Raw genomic sequence first — 15,963 nt, forward strand, 5'->3', positions numbered from 1 at the left:
GGATCTTACCCTCAGGCTTCCGGCCAGCGTGCAATCACGCTCTCGGCGCCTCGCACGACGTCGCCGGGCTTGACCTGGAGCACGCACCCCGGCGGGACGAACACGTCCATGCGCGACCCGAACTTCATCAGGCCGAAGCGTTCCCCGGCCAGCAGTTGGTCGCCCACCTGGACCCGGCATACGACGCGGCGCGCCAGCACGCCGACCACCTGCCGGAAGACCACGGTGCGGTCGCCATCCTTGATCCACACCTCGTTGCGCTCGTTCTCGGCCGCCGCCCGCTCGTCGTAGGCAGCCAGGAACTTGCCGGGCGTGTAGGCAATCCGCGTGATCTCGCCGCCGAAGGGCGCGCGGTTGATGTGCACGTCCATGGGCGACAGGAAGATGCTGATCTGCTGCCACTCCCCCGGCGGGGCGACACCCGGCTCACCCGGCCCTGCCACCATCACCCGCCCGTCGGCCGGCGAGAGGACGAGGTCGGGATGCTGGGGCGGGTAGCGCTCGGGATCGCGGAAGAAGTACGCCATGAAGCCGGCCATGCCGAGCAGCGGCAAGCCGGCGGCGGGCTTCTTCTTGAGCAGGAGATACGCTGCGGGAGCTAGGAACCCGGCGATGAAGGGGTATCCGGCGCGATCGAGCTTCATGTTGTCAGGGTACACGGCCGCGGGGAGACGGCGGCACGCGAGGTGGCCCCGGGGCGGGAACCACGGTGCCCGCCGTGGAGACGGGCACCCGGAGAGGACCGAATCTATCGTCCGCCCGCGCTAGGCGTGGGCGAAGCTGGGGGCCGGACCGGTGGGCGGCGGGGCCTCGTATCGTCGGACGATGTCCTCCATCCGATCCTTGAGCTGGAGCTTGCGCTTCTTGAGGCGGACTTCCTCGAGCTGCTCGCTCTCGGACAGGTGCGGGTTGGTGGACATGGACCGAATCTGCTCGTCCAGCTCGTGGTGGAGTCGGTAGAGCTCGCGATACTCCGCGTCGGTCCGGAGCAGTTGCTCCTTCAGATCCTGCGCATCGGGCATTGCTGCCTCCTTGCTGGCGGGGGAACCGTTCAGGGTCTTCCCCCGGGTTCAAGGGGCACTCTACCACCGTCCGATCAGCCCCGCAACGCGGAATTCTCGGCCCCGGGCGTGAGGTTTTCCCCGTCCAGCCCATCCGCTCCAGAAGGCCTCGCGGCGGGGCGCCAATGCATCAACACGGCGTCCTCGCGCGGCGCCTGATAGTAGTCGCGACGACGCCCGTGATCGACGAACCCCTGACGGGCGTACAGGTGGCGGGCCGCGACGTTGGAGGCCCGGACCTCGAGGTGCACGCCGAGCGGACATGCGTCAGCCGCCACTGACAGGACGGCCCGCAAGAGCGCCCGTCCGACGCCGTGACGCCGGTCGTCGGGGTGCACGACGATGCGCAGCAACTCGCCCTCGCCTGCGACCACCCGCAGGATCGCCGCCCCGCGCGGCCGGCCGCCCGCCGCCGCGATCCACGCCCGCGTGAGCCCGTCCTGCAGCAGCGCCCGCACCGCATCGACCGACCAGGGCACGTCGAAACTCGAGGCCTCGAGCGCCGCCACCTCCGTGCTGGCCTCCGGGCCGGCTTCGTGGATGGCCAGGCCGATCACGTCACGTCACCGCCGACGGGCAGGCCGGCGCGCTCCCGCGTGATCACCGCGTCGGGCCGTCGCACGTAGGCGGGCCTGAGCGCGGCGGGACCCACGGCCTCACCGGGCCGCCGCATGGCCGCCTCGGCGAGCACGGCCGCCAGCAGGGGCGCGGTGACCGGACGAAGGCGGGAGCCCAACGCCAGCTCGAGCGGCGCCGCCATCGCCGGCCAGGCGTCGCCCAGCACGACGATGTCGCCGTCGGTGGCCACCTGCCAGGTGGCGGCGGCCTCCTCCGGGGTGCCCACGAACGGCTCGACCACCGGGCGTGGGCCGTCGTCGCCAATCGCGTACAGGGCCGTGAACACCTCGCCGCGCATCCCGTGCATCCACGCGCCGACCCAGGGGGCGCCGCCGGCCCGGGCGGCGCCGGCCTCGCCCAGCAGGTCCAGGCTCGTGGCGGCAAACACCGGTCGCTCGAGCGCAACGGCCAGACCCTGCACCGTCGCCAGCCCGACGCGCAGTCCCGTGAAGCCGCCCGGTCCGACGACGACCGCGAGCAGGTCGACATCGGCCAGGGTGCAGCCGTGGTCGGCGAGGAGGTCCGTGAGGTCGCCTGGCAACCGCGCGGCGTGCCGGACGGCGGAGTCACCGGCGCGGGCCTCGAGGAGGTGGCCGTCCCTGGCGAGCGCGAGACTGCCGGCGCGGGTGGAGGAGTCGAGGGCGAGAACCAGCATGCTAGACTGGCCGCGGTCCTCACGGCCCCGCTCATTCTACGGCCGCGCCTCCGGGCAGCGGACCTCCGCCTCCGTGTCCCACTCCATCCTGACAGCACCGCCCGCCTCCCTGACGCCGGCGATGCGCCAGTACCAGGACGCCAAGCGCCAGCATCCCGACGCCCTGCTGTTCTTCCGCATGGGCGACTTCTACGAGGTGTTCTACGAGGACGCCGTCGTCGCCGCGCGGGCGCTCGAGCTGACGCTCACCTCGCGCTCCAAGGATGCCGCCGGCACCGGCATCCCGATGTGCGGCGTGCCCTTCCACGCGGCCGACGGCTACGTCACGCGGCTGATCCGCCAGGGCTTCAGCGTCGCCATCTGCGACCAGGTCGAGGATCCGAAGACCGCCAAGGGCCTGGTCAAGCGCGAGGTCACCCGCGTGGTCACGCCCGGCACCCTGACCGACGCGGCGTACCTCGACGCGCGCGCCCCGGCGCTGCTCGCGGCGATTCTGCCGCCGGCCCGGGGCGGCACGACCTGGGGCGTCGCCTGGGCGGAGTTGTCGACCGGCGAGTTCGCGGCCACCGAGTTCGACGGCCCCGACGCGGCGGCCCTGCTGCGCGAGGAGCTCGGGGTGCTGGCGCCGCGCGAGCTGCTGCTGCCCAGCGAGGCCGACATCGAGCCGCTGCGCACCGACGGCACGCCGTTGCCGGCCATCACCCGGCGCGACGGCTGGCAGTTCGGCCTCGACGCCGCGCAGCGCGCCCTCACCGAGCAGCTGCAGACGTCGGGGCTCACCGGCTTCGGTCTCGACGGCCATCCCTGCGCGATCGGCGCCGCCGGCGCGCTCGTGCAGTACCTGCGCGACACGCAGAAGGCCGACCTCACGCACGTCCGCAGCGTGGCGTACCGCGAGACGCGCGATGGGCTGATCATCGACGCCACGACGCTGCGCCACCTCGAGGTGCTGGCCTCGACCGAGGGCGACCGGCAGGTGTCCCTGCTCGGCGTGCTCGACGAGACGGTCACGGCGATGGGGGCGCGGCTGCTGCGCGCCTGGCTGACCAAGCCGCTCGTCGCGCTCGACGCGATCCGCGACCGGCTCGATGCCGTGGAGGATCTGGCCTTTCGCGCGGTGGAACGCGGGCAGATCCGCGAGACGCTGCGGCAGGTGTACGACGTGCAGCGACTGGTCGCCCGCGCCGCGCTCGGCACGGCCGGGCCGCGCGACCTGGTGGCCCTGGCCCGCTCGCTCGACGCCGTGCCGGGCCTGCGCGATGGCCTCGCCGGCCTGCAGGCACCGCTGCTGGCGCAGCTGTCGGCCGCACTCGACGACCTGCCGGCGTTGCGGGGACGCATCGCCGCGACGCTGGCCGACGAGCCGCCGATGCTGGCCCGCGACGGCGACGTGATCCGCGACGGCGCCGACCCCGAGATCGACCGACTGCGCTCCCTGAGCCGCAGCGGAAAGAGCGACATCTCCGCGATGGAGGAGGCCGAGCGCCAGCGCACGGGCATCGCGTCGCTGAAGATCCGCTTCAACCGCGTCTTCGGCTACTACATCGAGGTCAGCAAGTCGAACCTCCACGCGGTGCCGGCCGACTACATCCGCAAGCAGACGATTGCCGGTGGCGAGCGCTTCATCACGCCCGGGCTGAAGGCGTTCGAGGAGCAGGTGCTGCACGCCGACGAGCACCTGATCACCCTCGAGCTGGCGCTCTTCGAGTCGCTGCGCAAGGAGGTGGCGGCCCACGCCACCGCCCTGCAGGCCACCGCCACCGCCCTGGCGACGCTCGACGTGCTGGCGGCGTTTGCCGACGTGGCGGCCCGTCGGAACTACTCCAAGCCGCACCTCCACGAGGGCGACGACCTGTCGGTGGTCGAGGGCCGGCACCCGGTGGTCGAGACGATGACCCGCGAGGCGTTCGTGCCCAACGACCTCTCGCTCGACGGCACGACGCAGCAGCTGCTGGTCATCACCGGCCCGAACATGGGCGGCAAGAGCACCTACCTGCGGCAGACCGCGCTGCTCTGCCTGATGGCGCAGGCCGGGTCGTTCGTGCCGGCGCGACAGGCCAAGCTGCCGGTGGTCGACCGCATCTACGCGCGGGTCGGCGCCGCCGACAACATCGCCCGCGGCCAGTCGACGTTCATGGTGGAGATGCAGGAGACGGCCAGCATCCTCAACACCGCGACCTCGCGCAGCCTGGTGGTGCTCGACGAGATCGGACGGGGCACGTCCACCTTCGACGGCCTGAGCATCGCCTGGGCGGTGGCCGAGCACCTGGCGACCAACCCGAAGGCGCGTCCGAAGACCCTGTTCGCCACGCACTACCACGAACTGACGGACCTGGCCGACGCGCTGCCGGGCGTGGCCAACGCCCACCTGCTGGTCCGCGAGTGGCAGGACCAGATCGTGTTCCTCCGCAAGGTCGTGCCGGGGCGTTCCGATCGCAGTTACGGCATCCAGGTCGCCCGCCTCGCCGGCCTCCCCGGCAGCGTGATCCGCCGGGCCCGCGAGATTCTCAGCGGCCTCGAGCAGGACGAACTGGCGCGCGGCGGGCGACCGACCATCGCCGGGGCCGCGACGCGCGAGGGCCCGCAGCAGCAGCTCGGGCTGTTCCAGGCGCCGCCCGACGATCGACTGCGCGACCGGCTGCGCGAGATCGACGTCAACGCCCTGACGCCGCTGCAGGCGCTGACGCTGTTGGCGGAGTTGAAGGACGAGGCGGAGGCATGAAGATGGGCCGGGCACCGGGCTCCGGGCACCGGGCACCGGCACGGCGTCTCTCGGCTCACGCGGCGCTGCTGCTGGCGCTGCTCGCGGCAGGCGTCGCCGGATGCCGCGACCGGTCGGCCCGTCAGACCGATGCCGTGATCGTCGGCATCGCCGTCGGCCCGACCAACCTCGACCCACGCGTCGGCAGCGACGAGGCGAGCCAGCGCGTCCACCAGTTGGTCTACGCGTCGCTGGTGCGCCTCGACGACCAGTTGCAGGTGGTGCCCGAGGTCGCCGAGCGGCTCGAGATGCGTGACGCCACCACCTACGTGGCGCACCTGCGCGACGGCGTGCGCTTCCACGACGGGTCGGCGCTCGATGCCGCCGACGTCGCCTACACGTTTCGCAGCTTCCTCGACAAGGGTTTCCTCTCGCCGCGCAAGGGCGCCTATGCGCAACTGCAGGCGGTGGACGTCGAGGACCCGCGCACGGTGGTGTTCCGCCTGAAGGAGCCGTTCGCGTCGTTCCCCGTCAATCTCGTGATGGGGATCGTGCCGGAGGGCACTCCCGCCGGCGCGCCGGCGCGGATCGGCGCGGGGCCGTACCGCTTCGTGCGCATGCAGGCCGAAGACCGCGTGGAACTAGCGCCGTACCGCGAGTACTTCGAGGGCGCGCCACGCAACGGCGGCATCGTGCTGCGCGTCATCCCCGACGACACGATGCGCGGCCTCGAACTGCGCACCGGGTCGATCGACCTGGTCGTCAACGACATCGCCCCCGACATCGCCCGGGCCCTCGAGCGCGAGGACCGACTGCAGGTGGTGACCGCGCCCGGCCTCGACTACGCGTACGTCGGCATGAACCTCCGCGACCCCGTGCTGCAGGACGTGCGGGTGCGACGGGCCCTCGGCCTGGCCGTCGACACGAACGCCATCATCGCCCACCTCCGGCGCGGCCTGGCCGTCCCCGCGACCGGCATCATCCCGCCGATGTCGTGGGCCCATCCGATCGACCTGCGGCCGGTGCCGTATGACCCGGCCGAGGCCGGCCGACTGCTCGACGCGGCTGGCTACCCCGACCCTGACGGCCCGGGTCCGCGTCCGCGCCTGCGCCTGACGCTCAAGACCTCGACCGCCGAGTTCGTGCGGTTGCAGGCCGCCGTCCTGCAGCAGGACCTCGCCCGGGTCGGCGTCGCCGTCGACGTCCGCACGCAGGAGTTCGCGACGCTGTACGCCGACGTGCTGAAGGGGCGTTTCCAGCTGTTCACGCTGCAGTGGGTGGGAGTGACCGACCCGGACATGCTGCGGCGCGTGTTCCACTCGGCGCAGATGCCGCCGGCGGGCTTCAATCGCGGCTTCTTCAGCGACCCCGCGGTCGACACCCTGATCGACACGGCAACCACCAACCCCGACCCGGTGACGCGCAAGGCGCAGTACCTCGAGGTGCAGCGCCGCATCCACGCGGCGGCGCCGTACGTGAGCCTGTGGACGAAGGTGAACGTCGCGGTGGCGCAGCCGTGGGTCCGCGGCGTGCACCTGACGCCGCAGGCGAGCTTCGCGACGCTGCGCAACGTCGAGAAGGTGCGCTGAACGGTCCGTCCGACATCCTCGCGCGTCGACATGAATGTCGACGCCTACGAACTGATCGATTCGTGGCGGTCGACCTTCAGGTCGACCGACTGCCGATCCGCTCAGCGCGGCAACCACTCCGCCAGCAGATCGACGACGACACCGGGCGACTCGGCGTGGATCCAGTGACCGCCCTCGCGGTGATGCACGTGGACCCGGGCGCGCCCGTCGGCCGCCGCCCCCTGCAGGCGCTCCATGCGCGCCACGGCCTCGGCCGAGATCACCGACGACTGCGTGGCCTTGAGCACGTGGATGTCGTGCCCTGGCGCGCCGGGGTCGAGCACCGGCCAGAGCGACGTGCGGAAGAACTCGTGGAGCAACTGCTCCATCACGTCGAAGTCGAGTTTCCAGCGGAACGCGTCGGCCTCGTGCACCAGGTTCGTCGACATCCACTGCGCGACCTCGGTGCTGAAGCCGCCAGTCTCGATGCCCGCGATCGCCTCCTGCCGTGAGCGGAACTGCTGAGGCAGGCGCCTGACGATCCCGAGCATGTCCCAGGCACTGCCCGAGGGCGGCTTGGCCTCGGGCGTCGAGTCGATGACCCAGGTCTGCAGCGGACGACGCGCCTCGCGGGCGGCGTACGCGAGCGCCACCTTGCCGCCGAAGGAGTGTCCCAGCACGGCGTCGGGCACGACGCCCAGCGGCGTTCCCCACGTGGTGATGTCGCCGGCCAGCGCGTCGAGCGTGCCGCACTCCGGTCCTGGATGGGCATCGCCGTGATGCCGCATGTCGGCCAGCCAGCAGCACCAGTCCGGACGCCGTTCGACCAGCGTCCGGGCGACCGCCAGCCAGTTCCGGCCGCGTCCGTAGATGCCGTGGAGCATCAGCAGTTGCCGGGTGCCGGGGGCATCGCTCCCGACCCGCTTCGCGACCATGGGCGACACGACACTCATGGCTACACGGTATCCTTGAACGGCGCACCGCACGAGTCCATGCCCCGCCTGCCCCGACGGGCCGACGGGGGTCGGTGGCCTGCCGCCTCAGCCCGTCGCCAACGCTCCTGCCCCGTGCCCGACGATCAACTCTCCCTGTTCGACCTGACGCCCCCCGCGCCGTCCCGCGCCGACGGCAGTGCCGAGTCGGAGGCTGACTGGCCAGCCGAGATCAAGGACCTCGGCGCCCGCATACCTCCCGGCGTCCGGTTCGGCACGAGCAGTTGGAGCTTCCCCGGGTGGGCGGGCCTCGTCTACCGCCGCCCGCGCACGCAGGCCGAGCTCGCCCGCGAGGGCCTGCGCGAATACGCGCGGTACCCGCTGTTCGGCACCGTGGGCATCGACCGCAGCTACTACGCGCCGTTGACGGCCGAGGACCTGCGGCGCTACGCGAGCCAGTTGCCGCCAGGCTTCCCCTGCTGCGCGAAGGTGCCGGCGATGTACGCCTCGCCGGTCCTGCCCGGGACCGGTCACGACAGCGCCGCCGTCCTCAATCCCGACTTCCTGTCCCCCGAAGGGTTCCTGGCCGATGTCGTCGAGCCCGCGTTGCTCCACTTCGCGCGGCACGTCGGCCCGTTCGTGCTGGAGATCCCGCCCGTCCCCCCCGATGCGCGCCTTGAGCCGCACGCCTTCGCCGACAAGCTCGGCCACTTCCTCGACGCGCTGCCCCGCAGCCTGCCGATGTCGGTGGAGTTGCGCGATCGGCGCCTGCTGACGCCCGAGTACGGCGCGGTGCTGCGCCAGTGTGGCGCCGCGCACGTGCTCAACTACTGGTCGGCGATGCCGTTCCCCGGCGAGCAGGCGGGCCTGGTGGACGTCGCCGCCGCCCCGTTCATGGTCGTGCGGCTGCTCCTGCGCCCCGGCACCCGCTACGAGGCGCGGCGCGACGCCTTCCGCCCCTTCAACCGAGTCGTGGAGCAGGACGACAGGTTGCGCCGCGACGTGACCCGGCTGATCACCGACGCTGCCGGCCGCCAGCAGCCGGTCTACGTGCTGGTGAACAACAAGGCCGAGGGTTCCGCCCCGCTCACCATCCGGGCGATCGCCGAGCAGGTCGTGGCGGCGCTGGAACTGTGAGCGGGAACCTCCGGGCGCGTCCTTCCGTAGCGTGGGAAGGAGCCTTCGTCATGCCGCTGCCGAGTTCCGCGCCCCTGCTCACCGCCGACGTTCCCGACCCCCTGCCGTGGTACCGTCTCGCGCGCCTGCTGGCCGCGGCGGCCATGGTCGGCGCCATCATCGGCGGGATGGGCTGACATCAGGCCGTCAGGACGATCTTCCCGATGTGCGCGCTCGACTCCATCAGCGCGTGCGCCGCGGCGGCCTCGGCCAGCGGGAACGTCCGGAAGATCTGCGGGCGTACGGCACCCGCTTCCAGCCACGGCCACACGTGCTGTTCGAGCGCCGCCGCCAACCTGGCCTTCTCCGCGACCGGACGGGGTCGCAACGTCGACCCGGTGAACGTCAGCCGGCGCCGCATGATCACGCCGACATCGATCGTCGCCTTCGCGCCCTGCAGCAAGGCAATCTGCACGAGACGGCCATCGTCGGCCAGCACCGACAGGTTCCGCCCCACGTACTCGCCGCCGACCATGTCGAGGATCACGTCGACCCCGCGGCCGCCGGTGGCCTCCCTGACGGCCTCGACGAAGTCCACCTGCCGATAGTCGAACGCGCGCGCCGCGCCGAGCGACTCGCAGGCCGCGCACTTGGCCGGTGAGCCCGCGGTGGCCAGCACGGTCGCCCCGTGGCGGACCGCCAACTGGATGGCCGTGGTGCCGATGCCACTCGTCCCACCATGCACCAGCAAGGACTCGCCCGGTCGGAGGGCGCCGCGTTCGAACACGTTGGTCCAGACCGTGAAGAACGTCTCCGGAACCGCTGCTGCCTCGACCATCGAAAGGCCGGCCGGCCGCGGCAGGCACTGCCCGGCCGGAGCGACGACGTAGCCCGCATAGCCACCGCCAGCCAGGAGCGCGCACACCTGGTCACCGTCCTGCCACCGCGACACGTCTGCGCCGCGGGCGACGATGGTGCCGGCCACTTCGAGGCCCGGCAGGTCCGAGGTGCCGGGCGGCGGCGCATAGGCGCCCTTGCGTTGGAAGACGTCCGGCCTGTTGACGCCGGCGGCGGCGACGTGGATGAGGACTTCGCCCGGGCCGGGCACCGGGACGGGACGGTCGACGAGCGTGAGGACCTCGGGACCTCCGAACTCGCGAATCTCGACCGCTGGCATGCGGGCGGGGATGGACATGTCCGCAGCATATGTCGGGCGCGCGCCGATGCCGAGCCTGCCGGCCGCCGAGCGGCGCCGAGCGGTCGCCCGCTATGATGGGCGGATGTCTCCGCGCGGCTCCTTCCTGCGGGACGCGGTACAGCCGATGTTCCGACTGGCCGTCCCGGTCATCGCCGCCGAGTTGGGCTGGATGGCAATGGGCGTCGTCGACACGCTGATGGTCGGCCCGCTCGGGGCGGCAGCCCTCAGCGGGACGGGGATCGGCAGCACCCTGTTCATCGCGATCGGCATCTTCGGGATGGGCCTGCTGCTCGGGCTCGACACGGTGGTGTCGCAGGCGTTCGGGGCCGGCGACCGGCAGGAGTGCGACCGATGGCTGGTGTCGGGCGTGTGGCTGGCGGTCCTGTCGACGCCACCGCTGGCCGCGCTGCTCTGGCTGGTGTGGTGGGCCTTGCCCCGCATGGGGTTCCACCCCGACGTGCTGCCGCACGTGCGCGCCTACTTTCCCATCGTGGCGACGAGCCTGCCGCCGTTGCTGCTCTACGCAGCGCTCCGCCGCTACCTGCAGGCCCTCTCGCGGGTCGGCGTGATCGCCTTCACGCTGGCCACGGCCAACCTCGTGAACGTGGTGGTGAACTGGCTGCTGATCTACGGCATCGGCCCGATGCCGGCGCTCGGGGTCCGCGGCGCCGCCTGGGCGACGGTGGTCTCCAGGCTGTACATGGTCACCGTGCTCGCGTGGGTGACGTGGCAGGCGCATCGCGGCGCCGCCGCGACGCACGTGTCGTGGCGGCTGCCGGTCGCGCGCCTGCGGCGCCTGCTCGCCCTCGGCCTGCCGGCCGCCGCACACCTCACCTTCGAGGTCGGGGTGTTCAGCGCCGTGACGACGCTGGCCGGGCAGTTGACGCCGCCGATGCAGGCGGCGCACCACATCGCCCTGAACGTCGCGAGCGTCGTCTTCATGGTGCCGCTGGGCGTGTCGGCGGCCGCCGCCGTGCTGGTCGGGCAGCACGTGGGACGGCGCGACGGCCCTGCGGCGCGGCGCGCCGGATGGGCGGCGATCGTCCTCGTGCTGACGTTCATGACCTCGTCGGCGGCGGCGTTCTTCCTGGCGCCGGCGGCGATCATCGGCCTGTACACCCGCGAGGCCGCCGTCATCGCGATCGGCTCGCAACTGCTCGGCGTGGCCGCGACGTTCCAGTTGTTCGACGGCCTGCAGGTGGCCACGACGGGGGCGCTGCGCGGCCTCGGCGAGACGCGCGTGCCGATGCTGGTCAGCCTGGTCGGCTACTGGGTCACGGGGTTGCCGTTGGCCTGGTGGCTCTGCTTCCGCGGCGGGCAGGGCGTGATCGGCCTGTGGCTGGGGCTGGCGGTCTCGCTGTTCATGGTGGGCACGGCGCTGCTGGTGCTGTGGCGCGTGCGGATCGGGGAGATGCTGCGGCGATTTCCCGCGACGGAGCACGCCACCTCATGACGGTCCATGTCGAGCGCTTGCGCGCGGCCCTGGCGCCGTTGCCCCGCGTGTCCCTCGGCACCTGGCCGACGCCACTGGTGCGCCTGGAACGCCTGGGCGCGGCACTGGGTGTCGAGCTCTGGATGAAGCGCGACGAGTGCAGCGGCCTCGCGATGGGTGGCAACAAGGCGCGCAAGCTGGAGTTCGTGCTGGGCAGCGCACGGGCGGCGGGCGCCCGCTCGGTGGTCACAGCCGGGCCGGTCACCTCGAACCACACGATGATGACGGCGGCGGCCGCGCGTCGCCTCGGCCTCGACTGCCACGTGGTGCTCGGCGGCCGCGCGCCCGACACGCCGACCGGCAACCTTGCGCTGACGCATCTGTTCGGGGCGCACGTCCACGTCACGCCGATGGACACGGCCGATCCGTCCCGGGGCGACCTGGCCGCGGCGCAGCAGCTCTCGGCGCGCCTGGTGGCGGAGACCGGGGGCTGCTGGATCCCGCCGGGGGCCACCATGCCGTCCTCGGTGCCCGGGTACGCCTCGGCCATCCTCGAGTTGCTCGACCAGCTCGATGGCGAGTGGCCGTTCGACGAGGTGGTGGTCGCCTACGGGACCGGCTCGACGTCGGCGGGCCTGTATGCGGGCCTCGCGCTGGCCGGCATCCGGGCCACGGTGCGCGCGGTCGCCGTGTCGTCGCGCGCCGCGATGGCGCGCTTCGACGCCGCCTCCCCCAACGACCTCGTGCAGGCGGCCATCGACGTGTACCGCTGGCCGATCGAGCTGGCCGCGTCGCCGGCCCGCTGCGAGTGGATCCGGCCCGAGCGCGAGCCGGGGTACGGCTTGCCCACCGGCGCCAGCCAGGATGCGCTGCGTCGTCTGGCCCGCGAAGAGGGCTACCTGCTCGACCCGACGTACACGGCCAAGGCTGCGGCGGAGATGTTCGCCATGGCCCGCGACGGCCGCCTGCGCCGCGGCTCGCGCGTCCTGTTCATCCACACCGGCGGCCTGCCGACGACGGCGGCCGCGACGCACCAGGAGTCCCCGTCATGACCACGCTTCCGCCCCCCGGCCTGGGCGCCACCGGCGACGTGCCGCTGCGCGTCAACGACGTCCACTGTCACTTCTTCTCGCCGCGGTTCTTCGACGTGCTCGGGCGCCAGAAGGCCCTGCCCGGCGAGGCGCCCGGCCTCGAGGTGACGCGGCTGGTCGGCTGGGATCACCCCGGCTCGTCGGAGGCCCTGGCCGATCGCTGGGCGGAGGCGCTCACCTCCGCGGGCGTCGGGCGCGCGATGCTGATCGGCAGCGTCCCCGGCGAGGAGGAGCAGGTGGCGCGGGCGGTGGCGCGGCATCCCGACCGGTTCGTCGGCGCCTTCATGCTGGACCCGACGCAGGAGGGGGCCCTGACGCGCGCGACGTGGGCCCTCTCGCAGCCCGGCATGCGCGTCGTGTGCCTGTTCCCCGCGATGCACGGCTACCTGCCGTCCGATCCTCGGGTGCTGGGGCTGGTCGACCAGCTCGCCGCGACACCCGGCGCGGCGCTGTTCGTGCACTGCGGCGTGCTGACGGTGGGCATCCGCAAGAAGCTGGGCCTGCCGAGCGCCTTCGAGGCGCGTTTCGGCAATCCGCTGGAGTTGCAGGGACTCGCGTTGCGGCACCCCTCGCTGCCGATCCTCGTGCCGCACTTCGGCGCGGGGTTCTTCCGTGAGCTGCTGATGCTCGGCGACACGTGCCCGAACGTGCTGGTGGACACCTCGTCGACCAACGCCTGGATGAAGTACAACCCGGGCCTCACGCTCCGGCACGTGTTCACGCAGGCGCTCGCCGTCCTCGGACCGGAACGCCTGCTGTTCGGCACCGACTCGTCCTTCTTCCCGCGGGGCTGGCACGCGGCGATCCGCGACGTGCAGCTCGGGGTCCTCGACGACATGGCGGTGGCCGATGCCGACCGGCAGGCCATCTTCGGCGGCAACTTCGACCGGCTGTTCCCGCGGACGCGGACTACCTGACGTCGATCAGCTCGATCTCGAACACGAGCGTGGCGTCGGGCGGGATGACCGGCGACGATCCGTCGGCGCCGTAGGCCAGGCGCGACGGGATGACGAGCTGGCGGATGCCGCCTTCCTTCATGCCCGACACGCCGCGCTCCCATCCGGGGATGACCTGTCCGGCGCCGAGCACGAAGTCGAACGGACGTCCCGATGGCCGTGAGCCGTCGAAGCGCTGCCCTCGGTGGTCGGCCGTGGCGCTGTCGTAGAGCCAGCCTTCGTAGTGCACGATCAGGCGTCGGCCCTGCTCGGCGGGCTCGCCCGTGCCCGCCTTCACGTCGCGCACCTGCACCGTCTCCAGCGTGGTCCGGGCACGCGCCGCCTGCTCCGGCGTGTACTGCGCGGCCGGCGCGCCGCATCCCGACACCCACGCGGCCAGCGCGGCGCACGCCAGGGCATGACGGCGAGTCATCGCGTGCCTCCCGCGAGGGCGCTCGGCAGCCGGGGCTGGCGCAAGAGGTCGAGGAACACGTTCCACCGTCGCGCCGGATCGTCGGCGCCCCCGCCCTGCGCCGTCACGTACCCTTCGACCAGGTCCTGACCGAGGTTGTAGTTGATCACGTAGCTCCGGTACGTGTCGAAGAAGCGAATCCGCTGCTCGGCGCGCTCGTGCCCCATGAGGGCATAGCGTTGGAGCCAGGCGACGGCCTGCTCGCGGGTCATCGTGCCGTCGAGGTAACGCCGCGCCGCCTCGTTGCCCGCGTACGACAGGCGCCGGGCGAGACGCTGCACCTCGTGGTAGCGCGCCGCCTGCGCCGGGTCGAGACCCGCGAGCGGGAACAGCACTTCGCGCTCGAAGGCGAGCCGCTCGGCGTCGGGGAACGCCACATCGATGCCGAAGTTGGCGGTGCCTTCCGCGATCAGGCTCTGCGGCGAGAACAGCGGATAGACCGACCACTCGATCCAGCCGCGCGTCCGCACGAGGTGCTGTTCGATGAGCACGTTGTACACGTGGTGCCCCGGGTACCCCTCGTGGCACGCCAGGTCGAGCGCGCGATCGATGAAGATCGGCAGGTCGGTGTTCACCTGGATCACGCTCGTGAAGTCGCCCTTGTACCAGTTGTAGCCCGACCACGGCTTGCCCTTCACGTACTCCAGGGTGAAGGACTCGCCGGCCGGCAAGGCGACGTGCGCCCGCGTGCGGCCGCGGCAGGCGGCGATGGCCGCGCGGAACACGGCATCGACCTTGTCGGGTGGGATGACGAAGCCGCGCCTGAACGACTCGTACCGGGACAGGACGTCGCCCTCACCCGGGAGTTCGCGAGCCAGGGTCTCGATCAGCCCGTCGAAGTGCTCGGCGCCGTGCGTCGGCGCCACGGCGTCGTAGAGCGCGGCCGACTCCTGATCGAAGGGCAGTCGCTGGCCGGCCGTCATCGCGACGCGCGTGGCCAGCGCACGCGCCTGCGCCTTGAGCATCCCGAGTCGCCATGCGGCATCGGGGAGGTCCGGCGGCGGCTGCGCGTCCAGCGCCGCCCGCAGTCCGGCGACGTCGCGCGCGATCGCGTCGAGCGGCCGCGCCTCGGTCCTGGCTTGCGCCTGCAGATCGGCGGGGCCGTAGTACGCGTCGACGGCATCGGCGTCGTGGACGCCGAGCGCCAGTACGAGGCGCACGTAGGCGTGCGCGACTTCGTCCATGGTGGTCATCTCGGAGTAGGTCGGCGATGGGTGCGCGCCCAGGTGCCAGAGCGCCCGCATCGACGACGGTTCCACGTCGAGCCAGGTGTACAGCCCCGGCATCTTCGTGAACAGCAACAGGCAGAAGGCCGCCAGGCTGACCCCGAGGTAGGCCATGAACCCGCGGTGTCGGTACAGGCGCTCCGGGCGCTGCGCCGGGCTGTCGGCAAGCGTGCCGAGGTGCAGGTAGTACGCGAACAGCCCGGCAATCAACGGCGTGGTGAAGATCAGTTCCACGTGGTAACGCACGAGGAACACGCCGCCGAAGACGGCGCCGACGACCGCGTAGAAGAGGATCGACACCAGCAGCCGCTCCTCGGTGTAGTGCCGGAAGGATCGGCGATACGCGCCGGCCACCTCCCGATTGCCGATGTGCCGGTACTCGGCGTACCGCTTCACCGCCATCAGGAACGCTCCCGCCATCCAGTACGCGATGCCCAGCGACACGGGCGGCACCACCGTCTCGACGAGCGCGAACCATCCGAGCAGCAGGCGGATCGGGTTGTTCACCGACTCGCTGAGGACGTCGAGGTACGGCCACTCCTTCGTGCGGATGGGCGGCACGTTGTAGAGCACGCCCATCACCCACAACCACAGCGCCGACCAGAAGAACGGGCGATTGAGGCTCCAGGCGAGCGAGAGGGCCACCACCGCCAACCCGATCCACTCCGCCCACGCGATCGGCAGCCACACGCGCCCCGACGGGATCGGCCGCGATCGCTTCAGGGGGTGGTGCCGGTCGCTCGGGGCGTCGAGGATCTCGTTGAGGACGTAGTTGCTCGAGGCCACCAGGCACGTGGCGAGCACGGCCAGCGCCAGCCGGCCCCAGGCGGCTCCAGCGAGGACGCCCGGCTGGTACGAGACCGCGAGCACGACGCCGAGCAGCATGAAGCCGTTCTTGAACCAGTGGTCGGGACGCGCGATGTCCACGTAGGCGCGCACTCGGGCCGACACGGACGAT

At 72.0% G+C, this 15,963-nt stretch carries 15 protein-coding genes; 7 read left to right on the forward strand and 8 right to left on the reverse strand.

Annotated features, from left to right (window positions below; translation table 11 throughout):
* Positions 1-11: 11 nt before the first annotated feature.
* The 4 genes from TBR22_RS13050 to tsaB form a co-directional block, all read right to left on the reverse strand.
* Positions 12-644 carry a phosphatidylserine decarboxylase gene (locus TBR22_RS13050; RefSeq protein WP_239493429.1) on the reverse strand — a complete coding sequence of 211 codons (633 nt, stop codon included), beginning with the start codon at positions 642-644 and terminating at the stop codon, positions 12-14.
* Between the two features lie 120 nt (positions 645-764).
* Positions 765-1,022: a YdcH family protein gene (locus tag TBR22_RS13055; RefSeq protein ID WP_239493430.1), complete on the reverse strand. Its 258-nt coding sequence runs from the start codon at positions 1,020-1,022 to the stop codon at positions 765-767.
* A 74-nt stretch (positions 1,023-1,096) separates the two neighbouring features.
* Positions 1,097-1,618 (reverse strand): ribosomal protein S18-alanine N-acetyltransferase, encoded by a 522-nt coding sequence (gene rimI, locus TBR22_RS13060; RefSeq protein ID WP_239493431.1) that lies wholly within the window; start codon positions 1,616-1,618, stop codon positions 1,097-1,099.
* Complete coding sequence (gene tsaB, locus TBR22_RS13065; RefSeq protein ID WP_239493432.1) at positions 1,615-2,334, reverse strand: tRNA (adenosine(37)-N6)-threonylcarbamoyltransferase complex dimerization subunit type 1 TsaB; 720 nt, start codon at positions 2,332-2,334, stop codon at positions 1,615-1,617. Before tsaB ends, rimI begins: the two co-directional genes overlap by 4 nt.
* A gap of 121 nt (positions 2,335-2,455) precedes the next feature.
* On the opposite strand from tsaB, the gene mutS reads away from it, so the two are divergent.
* Together mutS and TBR22_RS13075 are read left to right on the forward strand one after the other, a co-directional pair.
* Positions 2,456-5,056, forward strand: coding sequence for a DNA mismatch repair protein MutS (gene mutS / locus TBR22_RS13070; RefSeq protein WP_370651519.1), 2,601 nt, complete (start codon positions 2,456-2,458; stop codon positions 5,054-5,056).
* Positions 5,053-6,624: an ABC transporter substrate-binding protein gene (locus TBR22_RS13075; RefSeq protein WP_239493434.1), complete on the forward strand. Its 1,572-nt coding sequence runs from the start codon at positions 5,053-5,055 to the stop codon at positions 6,622-6,624. The genes mutS and TBR22_RS13075 overlap by 4 nt, the downstream gene beginning before the upstream one ends.
* A 101-nt stretch (positions 6,625-6,725) precedes the next feature.
* Here the strand turns inward: TBR22_RS13075 and TBR22_RS13080 are convergent, their stop codons facing one another.
* The gene (locus tag TBR22_RS13080; protein ID WP_239493435.1) at positions 6,726-7,556 is read right to left on the reverse strand and encodes an alpha/beta fold hydrolase; all 831 of its coding nucleotides are present in this window, start codon (positions 7,554-7,556) and stop codon (positions 6,726-6,728) included.
* 114 nt (positions 7,557-7,670) lie between these two features.
* Between TBR22_RS13080 and TBR22_RS13085 the strand changes: the two genes are divergently transcribed.
* Positions 7,671-8,672, forward strand: coding sequence for a DUF72 domain-containing protein (locus TBR22_RS13085; protein ID WP_239493436.1), 1,002 nt, complete (start codon positions 7,671-7,673; stop codon positions 8,670-8,672).
* Positions 8,673-8,722: 50 nt separating this feature from the next.
* Positions 8,723-8,848: a hypothetical protein gene (locus TBR22_RS26715; protein WP_255665374.1), complete on the forward strand. Its 126-nt coding sequence runs from the start codon at positions 8,723-8,725 to the stop codon at positions 8,846-8,848.
* A 2-nt stretch (positions 8,849-8,850) separates the two neighbouring features.
* Here the strand turns inward: TBR22_RS26715 and TBR22_RS13090 are convergent, their stop codons facing one another.
* Positions 8,851-9,828, reverse strand: coding sequence for an NAD(P)H-quinone oxidoreductase (locus TBR22_RS13090; protein ID WP_370651520.1), 978 nt, complete (start codon positions 9,826-9,828; stop codon positions 8,851-8,853).
* A 103-nt stretch (positions 9,829-9,931) separates the two neighbouring features.
* Between TBR22_RS13090 and TBR22_RS13095 the strand changes: the two genes are divergently transcribed.
* Genes TBR22_RS13095 through TBR22_RS13105 form a run of 3 tightly spaced genes read left to right on the forward strand, consistent with a single transcriptional unit; the run spans position 9,932 to position 13,289 of the window.
* Positions 9,932-11,302, forward strand: coding sequence for an MATE family efflux transporter (locus TBR22_RS13095; RefSeq protein ID WP_239493438.1), 1,371 nt, complete (start codon positions 9,932-9,934; stop codon positions 11,300-11,302).
* Positions 11,299-12,333, forward strand: a complete 1,035-nt coding sequence (locus tag TBR22_RS13100) for a 1-aminocyclopropane-1-carboxylate deaminase/D-cysteine desulfhydrase (RefSeq protein WP_239493439.1) — start codon at positions 11,299-11,301, stop codon at positions 12,331-12,333. The genes TBR22_RS13095 and TBR22_RS13100 overlap by 4 nt, the downstream gene beginning before the upstream one ends.
* Positions 12,330-13,289, forward strand: a complete 960-nt coding sequence (locus TBR22_RS13105) for an amidohydrolase family protein (RefSeq protein WP_239493440.1) — start codon at positions 12,330-12,332, stop codon at positions 13,287-13,289. Before TBR22_RS13100 ends, TBR22_RS13105 begins: the two co-directional genes overlap by 4 nt.
* Here TBR22_RS13105 and TBR22_RS13110 read toward each other — a convergent pair.
* Both TBR22_RS13110 and TBR22_RS13115 read right to left on the reverse strand, forming a co-directional pair.
* Positions 13,282-13,740, reverse strand: coding sequence for an FKBP-type peptidyl-prolyl cis-trans isomerase (locus tag TBR22_RS13110; protein ID WP_239493441.1), 459 nt, complete (start codon positions 13,738-13,740; stop codon positions 13,282-13,284). The two genes, TBR22_RS13105 and TBR22_RS13110, sit on opposite strands and share 8 nt — an antisense overlap.
* Positions 13,737-15,956: a UbiA family prenyltransferase gene (locus TBR22_RS13115; RefSeq protein WP_239493442.1), complete on the reverse strand. Its 2,220-nt coding sequence runs from the start codon at positions 15,954-15,956 to the stop codon at positions 13,737-13,739. The genes TBR22_RS13110 and TBR22_RS13115 overlap by 4 nt, the downstream gene beginning before the upstream one ends.
* Positions 15,957-15,963 lie beyond the last annotated feature (7 nt).

The organism is Luteitalea sp. TBR-22 (assembly GCF_016865485.1).
In the GTDB taxonomy this organism is placed as follows: Bacteria; Acidobacteriota; Vicinamibacteria; order Vicinamibacterales; family Vicinamibacteraceae; genus Luteitalea.